The 11256-nt window shown below is 71.5% G+C and carries 10 protein-coding genes; 4 read left to right on the top strand and 6 right to left on the bottom strand.

Annotated features, from left to right (window positions below; genetic code table 11):
• Positions 1-478 precede the first annotated feature (478 nt).
• Positions 479-1840: a threonine/serine exporter family protein gene (locus NAG42_RS43795; RefSeq protein WP_250038489.1), complete on the bottom strand. Its 1362-nt coding sequence runs from the start codon at positions 1838-1840 to the stop codon at positions 479-481.
• A 113-nt stretch (positions 1841-1953) separates the two neighbouring features.
• On the opposite strand from NAG42_RS43795, the gene NAG42_RS43790 reads away from it, so the two are divergent.
• Positions 1954-4104 carry a glycoside hydrolase family 3 N-terminal domain-containing protein gene (locus NAG42_RS43790; protein WP_250038486.1) on the top strand — a complete coding sequence of 717 codons (2151 nt, stop codon included), beginning with the start codon at positions 1954-1956 and terminating at the stop codon, positions 4102-4104.
• Here the strand turns inward: NAG42_RS43790 and NAG42_RS43785 are convergent.
• Positions 4094-4495 (bottom strand): hypothetical protein, encoded by a 402-nt coding sequence (locus tag NAG42_RS43785; RefSeq protein WP_250038485.1) that lies wholly within the window; start codon positions 4493-4495, stop codon positions 4094-4096. The genes NAG42_RS43790 and NAG42_RS43785 overlap by 11 nt on opposite strands.
• Before the next feature lie 28 nt (positions 4496-4523).
• Between NAG42_RS43785 and NAG42_RS43780 the strand changes: the two genes are divergently transcribed.
• The gene (locus tag NAG42_RS43780; RefSeq protein WP_498370601.1) at positions 4524-5660 is read left to right on the top strand and encodes an RCC1 domain-containing protein; all 1137 of its coding nucleotides are present in this window, start codon (positions 4524-4526) and stop codon (positions 5658-5660) included.
• A 64-nt stretch (positions 5661-5724) separates the two neighbouring features.
• On the opposite strand, the gene NAG42_RS43775 is transcribed toward NAG42_RS43780, so the two are convergent.
• The gene (locus NAG42_RS43775) at positions 5725-6735 is read right to left on the bottom strand and encodes a fatty acid desaturase family protein (protein WP_250038484.1); all 1011 of its coding nucleotides are present in this window, start codon (positions 6733-6735) and stop codon (positions 5725-5727) included.
• Positions 6736-7021: 286 nt separating this feature from the next.
• Between NAG42_RS43775 and NAG42_RS43770 the strand changes: the two genes are divergently transcribed.
• Positions 7022-7606 carry a dihydrofolate reductase family protein gene (locus NAG42_RS43770; RefSeq protein WP_250038482.1) on the top strand — a complete coding sequence of 195 codons (585 nt, stop codon included), beginning with the start codon at positions 7022-7024 and terminating at the stop codon, positions 7604-7606.
• Positions 7607-7633: 27 nt separating this feature from the next.
• On the opposite strand, the gene NAG42_RS43765 is transcribed toward NAG42_RS43770, so the two are convergent.
• The 3 genes from NAG42_RS43765 to NAG42_RS43755 all read right to left on the bottom strand — a co-directional run bounded on the left by NAG42_RS43765 (position 7634) and on the right by NAG42_RS43755 (position 10249).
• The gene (locus NAG42_RS43765) at positions 7634-8779 is read right to left on the bottom strand and encodes a GDSL-type esterase/lipase family protein (protein ID WP_250038481.1); all 1146 of its coding nucleotides are present in this window, start codon (positions 8777-8779) and stop codon (positions 7634-7636) included.
• A complete protein-coding gene (locus NAG42_RS43760; protein WP_250038479.1) occupies positions 8776-9345 on the bottom strand; it encodes a TetR/AcrR family transcriptional regulator in 570 nt (189 codons plus the stop codon). Before NAG42_RS43760 ends, NAG42_RS43765 begins: the two co-directional genes overlap by 4 nt.
• 349 nt (positions 9346-9694) lie before the next feature.
• Positions 9695-10249, bottom strand: a complete 555-nt coding sequence (locus NAG42_RS43755; protein WP_250038478.1) for a TetR/AcrR family transcriptional regulator — start codon at positions 10247-10249, stop codon at positions 9695-9697.
• Between the two features lie 42 nt (positions 10250-10291).
• On the opposite strand from NAG42_RS43755, the gene NAG42_RS43750 reads away from it, so the two are divergent.
• Positions 10292-11122 carry a CE1 family esterase gene (locus tag NAG42_RS43750; RefSeq protein WP_250038476.1) on the top strand — a complete coding sequence of 277 codons (831 nt, stop codon included), beginning with the start codon at positions 10292-10294 and terminating at the stop codon, positions 11120-11122.
• Positions 11123-11256 lie beyond the last annotated feature (134 nt).

Below are 11256 nucleotides of genomic sequence, written 5' to 3'. Positions count from 1 at the left end.
TCCACACCCTCCGGCTTGGTCGCCGGAGTCTTCTTCTTGGCCACCGCCGAAGTATTCACGGCGTCTGTCGTCACGGTCATCAGGTGTCTCCTTGATCAGGAGTTACACCGTTTTTCTTACAGTCCCCGCAGCGGTGCCTGTGAACGGCGCCCACGCAGCTGTGCCTATGGGGCGGTGCCTAGGAAGGTGCCTGCGCGGCGGTGCCTAGGAAGGTGCCTGCGCGGCGGTGCCCAGGGTGGGGTGCCTGTGCGGCGGTGCCCAGGGTGGGGTGCCTGCGCGGCGGTGCCCAGGGAGGGGTGCCAACGCGGCGGTGTCCAGAGAGCGGTGCCTACGGGCGGATACCTGCGGGTCGTGCAGCGGTGCCTACGCAGGGGCGTTTGCGGAGCAGTGTCTGTGGATGGCTGTTTCCGCGAGGATGCCCGGGCTCGAGCCCCCGGCGTGCAGCCTGGGTAGGCGTTGAGGGCTCGGGGGTGGGACGTCAGTCGCGGGGGTGGGTGGCGGGGTGGGGGCGGGCTATGAAGTCGCCCAGGGCTACCCCGGCGGCCAGCGCCAGCCCGATGGCCAGCGCCAGCGTCACGGTCACCAGGCCGTCCACCACCTGTTGGGTGGCCAGTTGATAGAAGCCCCGGTAGGCAGTCAGGCCGGGCAGCAGCGGAATGATGCCGGACAGGACGATGACCTGGGCGTGGACCCGGGCCCGGCGGCGGGTGAGGCCGGTGGCCAGGCCCACTACGACGGCGGCTACGCCGGTGGCGGTGACGGTGCCCGCTTGCGTGAAAAGTGTCAGGCCGCCGTAGACAGCCCAGCCGGCGGCGCCGGTCACGGCTGCTGCGGGCAGGGACCGCAAGGGTGCGTAGGCGGCCAGGGCGAACATCGCGGCGGCGGTGGCGGCGGCGAAGGTGGAGAGGCCGAACTGGGCCACGTCGGCGCCGACCGGCTGAGCGGGGTCGAGGGTGATGCCGAACTGCAGGCCCAACTGGAGTCCCAGGATGACGCCGGCCAGCAGGCCCGCCGACAGCAGCGCGATCTCGGCCGCCCGGCCGGCCGCGGTGACGTAGAAACCGGAGATGGCGTCGCGGACGGCGCTCATCACCGACAAGCCGGACAGCAGCGCGGTGATGCAGGCGGCGATCACCAGCGACGGCTGCGTGCCCGGCGGCAGCACGCCCGTGGCGAACACGGCCACCGTGGCCAGGGTGGCCACCAGGCCGCCCGTGAGTTGCAGGAAGAACGAGGCCAGGCCCCACCGGACGAGCAGCCGGCCCAGGCGGTCGATGAGGGCGGTGACCACCAGCGCGGTCAGCGCGATCAGCACCGAACCGCCGAGCAGCACCGCGACCGCGGCGGCCAGGCCGCCCCAGCCGGCGGTGGCGACCCATCGCGGGTACGGGTGGCGGGCGGCCGTCGCCGTGGTCAAGGCTTCGGTGGCGGCTTCCACCGTCATCCGGCCCTGCGACACCTGGTCAACCAGGCCGGACACGGCGGCCAGGCGGGTCAGGTCGGTGGTGCGGTAGTTGACGATCCGCATCGAGTTGACCGGTGCCGACGTGGTCCCGCGGTGGCAGCACAGGGAGATCGAGTTGAAGGTGATGTCGACGTCCACGGTGGGCAGACCGCAGGCCGCGGCGAGTCGGGTCATCGTCGCGGCGGTCTCGCCGGCCGGCTCGCCGCTCGACAGCAGCACCTCGCCGACGCCCATGCAGAGGTCGACCACCTGCACCACGGAGGCGTCCGAGGGAACCTCGGGGCCGACCGGGCGCAGGAAGTCGGCGGTCGGCGGGCCGCCCTGCAGCAGTTCGCGGCGCAGCCGGCGGCGGAACCTCCCCGGGATACGCAGCATCACGGAGAGCCTAACGGCGCCGTTCACAAGGTGGACACGCCGTTGTAATGGGAGCGCTCCCATGTCACGATGACGGTCGATGTCTTATCGGCCGTGGGGGTCCCGCTATGCGCATGTCCACAACGACGCGGTGCCTGGCCGCGACCGCGCTCGCCGGAGCCCTGACTGCCGTGTCCGGCGCAGCGGGAGCAACCGGGGCCGCCGGAGCCGCCGTCCTGCCCTATCAGGACCCGTCGCTTCCGGTCGCCACCCGCGTCACCGACCTGCTGGCCCGGATGAGCCTGGACGACAAGGTCGGCCAGATGACGCAGTCCGAGCGGGGGATCACCACCGCCGCCGACATCACCGATTTCCGGCTGGGCTCGGTGCTGTCGGGCGGCGGCTCGGCACCGTCCAACAACACCCCGGCCGGCTGGGCCGACATGTACGACAGCTATCAGCGCGGCGCCCTGGCCACCCCGTTGCAGATCCCGATCCTGTACGGCATCGACGCCGTCCACGGCAACAACAACGTGCCCGGCTCGACGATCTTCCCGCACAACATCGGCCTCGGCGCCACCCGGGACCCGGCCATGGTCGAGCGGATCGGCCAGGCCACCGCCGAGGAGGTCACCGGGGCCGGCCAGGACTGGACGTTCGCCCCCTGCGTCTGCGTGGCCCGCAACGACCGCTGGGGGCGCACCTACGAGTCGTACGGGGAGAAGCCGGAGCTGGCGACGGCCATGACCACCGTCATCGACGGCCTGCAGGACAACGGCGTGCTGGCCACCGCGAAGCACTACGTCGGCGACGGCGGCACCACCGGCGGGGTGGATCAGGGCAACACCGAGATCAGCGAGGCCGAGCTGCGGGCCGTGCACCTGCCGCCGTTCCGGGCTGCCGTCGAGCGCGGCGTCGGCTCGGTGATGGTGTCGTTCAGCAGCTTCAACGCGGCCAAGCTGCACGGCCACCGATACCTGATCACCGATGTCCTCAAGGGCGAGCTGGGCTTCACCGGCTTCGTGGTCTCGGACTGGGCCGGCATCGACCAGCTCGACGGGCAGCGCGGCTTCACCCAGGCCGAGGTGGCCACCGCGGTCAACGCCGGGCTCGACATGGTCATGGTGCCGGTGGACTGGAAGACCTTCGTCGGCTACCTGCGGGCCGCCGTGCAGGCCGGGCAGATCCCGATGTCCCGGATCGACGACGCCAACCGGCGCATCCTGACCAAGAAGTTCGAGCTGGGACTCTTCGAGAAGCCGTACGCGGACCGCTCGCTCGCCGCGACCATCGGCAGCGCCGGGCATCGGGCGCTGGCCCGGCAGGCCGTCCGTCAGTCGCAGGTGCTGCTCAAGAAGGGGATCCTGCCGCTCGCCAAGTCCGGCGGCAAGATCTTTGTGGCCGGGAAGAGTGCCGACGACATCGGCAACCAGAGCGGCGGGTGGACGCTGAGCTGGCAGGGCTCGAGCGGCAACACCGTCGCGGGCACGTCGATCCTCAGTGGCATCCGGGCCGCCGTGGGCAGCGACGCCACGGTGACCTACAACCGTGACGGCACCGGCATCGACAACACCTATCGGGCCGCGATCGCGGTGGTGGGCGAGACCCCGTACGCCGAAGGGCAGGGCGACCGGCCCGGCTCGCTCGGGCTGGACGCGACGGATCTGGCCACGCTGTCCCGGCTGCGGGCGACCGGCGTGCCGGTGATCGTGGTGCTGGTCTCGGGCCGGCCGCTCGACATCGCCGCGGAGCTCGGCGGCTGGAACGCCCTGCTCGCCGCCTGGCTGCCCGGCAGCGAGGGGGCCGGCGTGGCCGACGTGTTGTTCGGCGACCACGCGCCGACCGGCAAGCTACCGGTGACCTGGATGCAGTCGGCCGCCCAGCAGCCGATCAACGACGGCGACGGCCAGGCACCCCTTTTCCCGTACGGCTTCGGGCTGACCTACACCGAGGCGCCGGTCGACACCGGCTCGTGCCGGGTGCGGTACACGACCAGCGACTGGAGTTCCGGCTTCACCGGTACGGTGGCGCTGACCAACACCGGGCCGGCGGCGATCACGCCGTGGTCGCTGAGCTGGACGTTCACCGGCGGGCAGACGGTCACCCAGGCGTGGTCGGCCCGGGTCACCCAGAGCGGCTCGGTGGTCACCGCCACCGGCGAGGCCTGGAGCACCGCACTGGCCCCGGGCGCGACGATCAGCTTCGGCTTCAACGGCGCGCATCCCGGGAGCAACCCCCGGCCCGGATCGTTCAGCCTCAACGGCGTCCCGTGCGCTACCGCATGAGCGCGGCGATCAGGGCGACGGCCGCCGCGACCGTACGCAGGCGGTCGGCCCGGAGCAGCTGGCGCACCAGACCCGGGTTGTGGCCACGGCCGAGCCGCCCGTGCAACGGGGCGGCCACGAGCGCGGTGACCAGCATCGCCGCGGCCGTCGAGAACACCGTTATCCACGTCCACGCGCTCGCCCCGGACCAGAGCGCCCACCCGCCGGTGATCAGCAGGGACCCGTAGACGACGGCCACCACCGGCGTGATCGCGCGGGAATGGGCGCGGTGGGCGGACATCCACTGCGCCGCCGGGACCCGCGCCAGCGCCGGATAGACGAGCACCGTCACGGTCGCCTGGAAGCCCAGGTGGACGGCGGTCGCGGTGAGCAAGGCGATGTTCTCAGGCATTGAGGTCTGTCCTAGGAGGAGTCATCTCGTGAAACACATCCGAGCCGTAGTCATGGTGATCGGCATGGTGATCGCCGCACTGGCGGCCATGGCCTTGCCCGCGTCCGCCGCCCCTCCGGCCCCGGCCCAGCTGGCCACCGGTTACGCGCATACCTGTGCCATCCGTACCGGAGGAAGCCTGTGGTGCTGGGGTGGCAACTACAGCGGTCAGCTGGGTGACGGCACCACGACGAGCCGGACCTCCCCCGTCCGGGTGACCGGGACCTGGGCCTCGATCGACGGCGGCACCAGCTACAACTGCGGGATCCGGACCGAGGGAACGCTGTGGTGCTGGGGCAGCAACACCCGCGGGCAGCTCGGTGACGGCAGCACCGCCCGGCGGACCGCCCCGGTGCAGGTCGGCACCGCGACCACCTGGGCCAGTGTGAGCGCCGGCGACAGTCACACCTGCGCCGTGCGTACCGAAGGAACCCTGTGGTGCTGGGGCTTCAACCGCTTCGGGCAGCTGGGCGACGGGGCCGCCGTCTACACCGCGACCACGCCGCTGCAGGTCGGCACGGGCACCACCTGGGCCAGTGTCTCGGCCGGCTTCGCGCACACCTGCGCCTCGCGCACCGACGGCAGCCTGTGGTGCTGGGGTGACAGCTCGACCGGGCAGCTGGGCACCGGCGCCCTCGGCTACAAGACCGTCCCGACCCAGGTCGGCACCGCGACGACCTGGGGCGAGGTCACGGCCGGCTACCTCTTCACGTGTGCGACCCGCACCGACGGCACGCTGTGGTGCTGGGGCGAGAACGGCTACGGGCAACTGGGCGTCACCGGCAACTACCAGGCCGCGCCGATCCAGGTCGGCTCGGTCACCAGCTGGACCGGTGTCAACGCCAGCTTCGACACCGCCTGCGCCACCCGCACCGACGGCAGCCTGTGGTGCTGGGGCAACAACGCCTACGGTCAGCTGGCCGACGGCAGCACCACGCACCGCTACACCCCGACCCGGATCGGCACTGCCACCACCTGGACCGCCGACTCCGCCGCCGGCTATCACAACTGCGCTTCCCGTACGGATGGCAGCCTGTGGTGCTGGGGCAACAACGACAACGCACAACTCGGGGACGGCACCACCACCCAGCGATCGGCTCCGCAGGTGGTGACGCTGCCGGCCTGACCCGGCTGACGTACCGGCGGCCGGGGCCCGCACCACCGGGTCCCGGCCGCCGCCCGCCGGGCGATCAGCGCAGCGGGGCGCCGACCTCATGCAGGTACCGCAGGGCTTGACGGTACGACTCGATGAGGCTGGTCGACTCGTACGAGACCCCGGCCTGCCGGCAGTACTCCTCGACGATGGGCTGCGCCTTGCGCAGGTTGGGCGTCGGCATCCCCGGGAACAGGTGGTGCTCGATCTGGTAGTTGAGACCGCCCAGCGCGGCGTCGGTGAGCCAGCCGCCGGTGACGTTGCGCGAGGTCAGCACCTGCTTGCGCAGGTAGTCCTCATCGCCCGAGGGGTGCGGCATCCCCTTGTGGTTGGGCGCGAAGGTCATGCCGAGATAAACGCCCCAGACCGCGTGGTGCACGGCGAAGAACGCCAGCGCCTGCAGCGGCGACAACACCAGGAACAGAGCGGCCACGTACGCGATCAGGTGCAGCCCCATCAGGCCGGCCTCCAGCCCGCGGCGCTTCATGCCGGGCCGCCACAGCGCCTTGACGCTGGAGATGCGCAGATCGATGCTGAGCAGGGTCAACAGCGGAAAGAACAGACCGGCCTGGTGACGGGTGATGAAGCCCTTCAGCCCGCGCCGGCCCCACGCCGACTCGGTGGCCCAGATCAGCACCTCGGGCTGCACGTCCGGGTCGAGGTCGTCGTGGTTGGGGTTGTTGTGGTGGCGGGTGTGCTTCTCGTTCCACCAGCCGTAACTCATGCCGACCGCGATGTTCGCCACCACCCGGCCGAAGCGCTCGCTCGGCTTCTTGGTGCGGAACACCTGCCGGTGGGCCAGGTCGTGCGCCAGCAACGCCACCTGGGAGAACACGATGCCCAGCCCGGCGGCGACGGCCAGCGTCCACCAGGACGAGCCGACCAGGAAGAAAGCCGTCCAGGTGGCCACCAGCAGCGCGGCCACGACGGTCATCCGCACGGCGTAGTAGGCGGGGCGTCGTTCGAGGAGGCCGGCGTCGGTGATGCGCCGGTTGAGTGCGGCGAAGTCGCTGCCCGTCGTGGTCGGCCGGTTGGCGGTCGTGGTCATGACACCTCGGTCGTCGAGTCGGGGCCGGGCAGGGTGCAAGGTATGAAGGCGCTCATCGGGCGACTCCTCGGATCTCGCCGTTCGGGTACGGCGTCGAAGCACACCGTCGCGTGCGCGAACCGGTGTGGGAGGGTGAACGGGCAGACCGCGGGAGTCCGGAGGCTGCCGCTGCTCCCGGGACGACAGTAGCGGGAGTGAGCGGCGCAACTAGCAAGGCGGGGTACCCGCTCGAGAACACCATAAACGGATCTGACCGCGGACAGATCGCGAACGCTGAGGAGGACGCGTGCCGGGCCGGTTCGTGTACTGGATGAACGTGTCGGCCGATCTGCGGATCGAGCACGCCGAGGGTGAGCAGGGCGGCGGGTCCTGGATGCGGATCTCCGACCAGCTGCACCGCGAGTTCAACACGCGGGCGAGCGCCCTGACCGCGATGGTCCAGGGACGCACCATCTACGAGACCATGGAAGGCTTCTGGCCGGCCGCGAGCGACGACGAGTCGCTACCCGATTTCCTGCGCGAGTACGGCCGGATCTGGACGGCCATGCCCAAGATCCTGGTCTCGCGCACCCGCACCGAGGCCGGGCACAACACCCGGGTCGTCGGGAACGACGACGACGCGATCGACCGGCTGGCCGAGCTGCGAGCGCGGGGCGAGGGCGACATCGGGGTCGGCGGGGCCACGGTCGCCACCGCCCTGCTCCGCGCGGGACTGCTCGACGAACTTCTCCTTTTCACCCATCCGGTGATTCTCGGCGCGGGCCGCCCGCTGTTCGACGACCCGGCCGAGCCGATCGAGCTCGACCTCCTCGAGCACGCTTCATTCGACGAAGGCGTGATGCTGCACCGCTACGCGGTGCGGCCGAGCTGAGCTAACGCCCGGCTGCACCGCTACGCGTCAGCGCAGCTGCGCGAACGCCCGGTCGGCGAAGCGCTCGCCCATCAACCGGTGGGTGGCGGCGTCGGGGTGCAACTGGTCGGGCAGCGGCATAGTCGCGAAGTCCGCCTCCCCGTAGAGCTCGCGCCCGTCGAGGTAGGACAGGTGGGGGTCGGTCTTCGCCCGGTCGGCGACGATGCGCGCGAGCTCCTCGCGGATGACGGTCAGCGTGAGCTTGCCGGCCGCGCGCTCAGCCGGGTCGCCGGTGGCGACGAAGCTGACCCGGCCCTCCCGCAGCGCCTCCAGGTCGAAGGCGCCGGGCCCGGGCGTGTCCTCGTGGATCGGGCAGAAGATCGGCGAGACGACGAGCAACGGCGTCTCCGGATGCCCCTCGCGCAGCGTGTCCAGGAAGCCGTGCACGGCCGGGCCGAAGGCGCGCACCCGCATCAGGTCGGCGTTGACCAGGTTGATGCCGATCTTGACGCTGATCAGGTCGGCCGGGAGGTCGCGCAGGGTGCGGGCGGTGAACGGGTCGAGCAGGGCGCTGCCGCCCAGACCGAGGTTGGTCAGCTCGAACCCCCGGCGTCCGGCCGCGACGGCGGGCCAGGTGGTGCTGGGACTGGCGGCGTCCGAGCCGTGGCTGATCGAGCTGCCGTGGTGCAGCCACCGCGGGCGGTCCGCGGGCGGGGCGGGCTCGATCGGCTCGTCGGTGCGGAGCTCGACCAGCTCGGTCTTCTCGTTGTGCGGCAACCAGATCTCGACGGTCTTGAGCTCGCCGGAGAGCCCGTCGAAGCGGGCGCGGCCGGGCTCGCCCGGCTCCGCCTCGAACGCGCCGGTGGCGAGGTCGATGGTCACGGTGGTGCCGCCGGCCACGGTCCGCTGCCCGGCCAGGACGCCGTCGGCGTACAAGTCGTAGACGCCCTGCGGCCGGGGCGGGGCGCCGCGGTAGACGAGCTTGGTGGGCACGGTGACGATCTCGACCACCGAGGCCCGGGTGCGGAAGACGACCCGTACGCCGGAGGGCTGCGCCTCGACCGTGTGCAGTTGCGGATCGGGGGTCTGGGCGCGGGCCCAGGCGGGCAGCCGGTGCGGTAGGAGGCCGTGGGTGGTGGGCTCGAGCTCGACGGCGCCGCGGATCAGGTCGGTGGTGATGGGTGTGGTGATCATGGTTGTCCTTCGTGAGGCCAGTGGCGCAGCAGGACGTCGAGCGCGTCGAGGATGCGCTCCCACGACTCCTGCGGGCCGGGTTGGCTGTGGTCGTAGCTGCCGCCGAGCTCCTGGGTGATGTAACCGTGGAAGACGCTGCCGATCAGCCGGACGGCGTGCGTCTGATCGGGCTCAGTCAGCTGATAGCCGCGCAGGATCGCGCGGGTCATGGCCGCGTGCCGGGGCCCGGCACTGGCCAGGGCCGTCGCGTGGTCGAGCCGCAGCTGCGCGGCGGTGTAGCGGCCGGGGTGCTCGCGGGCGTAGTCGCGATAGGTGGTGCCCAGCGCGACCAGCGCATCGCGGCCGGCTCGCCCGGCGAGCGCGGCGGCGGCCCGGTCGGCCATCTCCTCCAGCGCGAGCAGGGCGACCCGCACACGCAGGTCCTGGGCGTTGCGGACGTGCGAATACAGGCTGGCCACCTGGACCCCGAAGTGCCGCGCCACGACCGACGGCGTCACCTGGTCGAACCCCAGCTCATCGGCCAGCTCGGCACCGGCCCGAGTCACTCGCTCGGTCGTTAGTCCCATCCGCGTCATCGTCACACCTCCTAAACCCATTATGCATATGCCTAACGCATTTAGGAAGTGACGGTCGCGACACTGCGGGGCGGCGCGCTGGGGCGGCGGGGCTGCGGGCAGCGGCATCGCGGGGGCGGCATTGCGGGCAGTGCTGCGGGGTGGGGACTGCGGGAGTGGCGCTGCGGGCAGTGCTGCGGGGGTGGGGCTGTGGGGTGGCGCTTGCGGGAGTGGGGCTGTGGGGGCGGGGCTGTGGGGGCGGGGCTGTGGGGTGGTGCTGCGGGAGTGGGGCTGCGGGAATGGGCCTGGGGGAGCGGTGCTGTGGGGTGGGTCGAGAAGGCGGCGGACCTGGCGATGAGCGTCAGGGCGCGCGGAGGCCGTCGAGCACGACGTCGAGGTAGCGGCGGGTCAGGGCTGGGCGGTCGGCCGGGGTGGCGTGCACCGTGGCGGCGAAGACGACGCCGCACATCAGGCGGACCACGTCGGCCTGGTCGGTGCCGGGGCGGATGCGGCCGGCCGCGCGGACCCGGTCGAGCAGGGTGCCGGTCAGGGTGCCGAGACGCTCGACCAGGTCGGCGGTCTCGAGGAGTTCGTGGGTGGCGGCGGCGAAGACCGGCTGAAGCGCGGGGTCGGCCAGCTGGGCGTCGATGCCGGCAGTGAGGTAACCGGCGAACGCGGCCCACGCGTCGTCGTCGCCGAGTGCGGCCTCGGCTCGGGCGATCAGGGTCTCCAGGCCGGGGTGGGCCAGGGTTTCGAGCAGCGCCTCGGGGGTGGGGAAGTGGCGGTAGACCGTGGCCACGCCGATCGACGCCTCGCGGGCGACCTCGTTGAGGCGCAGCGGACGGTCCTCGGCCAGGAACGCGCGGCCGGTGTCGACGATGTGCTGCCAATTGCGGGCGGCGTCTCTGCGGGTCACAGTGACCAGCGTAACCGGATAGGTCATCCATAAACTGCTACGGTGAAGTGGATACGTTATCCGGAAGGGGTCGGCATGGAGATCGACGTGGCGGGGCGGACCCGCACCTACACCCTGGTCGAGCCGGACGGTGGGCACGATCGGCTGCTGCTCGTCTTCCACGGCTCGACGCAGGACGCGGCCAAGTTCCGCGCCTTCACCGGCAACGCGTTCGACACGATCCCCGGCACGGCCGTCGCCTATCTCGAGGGCTATCGGGGGAACTGGAACGACGCCCGTGCGGCCGGCCGCTTCCCGGCCCGGCTGGCCGGCGTCGACGACGTGGCGTTCGCCGAGGCGATCGTCAAACAGCACGCGGACGGGCGGGACGTCTACGCGGCCGGCTACTCCAACGGCGGGGGCCTGGTCATCCGGCTGCTGCACGAGCGTCCCGACCTGATCGCGGGGGCCACCGTCATCGCGGCCCAGCAGCCCGCACCCTCGAACTTCCTGGTGCCCGGACTTCCGGTCGTACCGAAACCGGTCTTGATCCTGCACGGCACCGCCGATCGGATCGTGCCCTACGCGGGTGGCCCGATGGCGGCCTGGGCCCGGTTCGCCTTCAAGGTGGGCGGCGACATGCTCTCCGCGCCGCAGACCGCCGCCTATTTCGCGCGGCGCAACGGCATCACGGCCGAGCCGGCCACAGTGGACATCAGCGAGGAGGTCAGCCGCACCGATCACCGCCAGGACGGTCACCCGCCGGTCCGCCTCTTCACCGTCCGCGGCGGCGGGCACACGGTTCCGGGCGAGCACCGGGCGCCCCGGCTGGCCGGCCGCACCAGCCGGGACGTCCGCACCACCGACGCGATGGCCGAGTTCTTCTGGAGCTGAGCACTAATAGGACTTTGTTAGGTGGGGACGGGCTGGTGGCAGTGTGGGCAGAAGCCGAGCCAGGTGGCGAGTTGGTATTGCAGGTGCCGGAGGACGGCGTAGAGGCTCAGGGCTGCCCTGCTGCTTTTGGGTCG

The organism is Paractinoplanes maris (genome assembly GCF_023544465.1).
GTDB classification, from domain to species: domain Bacteria; phylum Actinomycetota; class Actinomycetes; order Mycobacteriales; family Micromonosporaceae; genus Actinoplanes; species Actinoplanes maris.
This window is presented reverse-complemented; position numbering and strand designations above follow the sequence as displayed.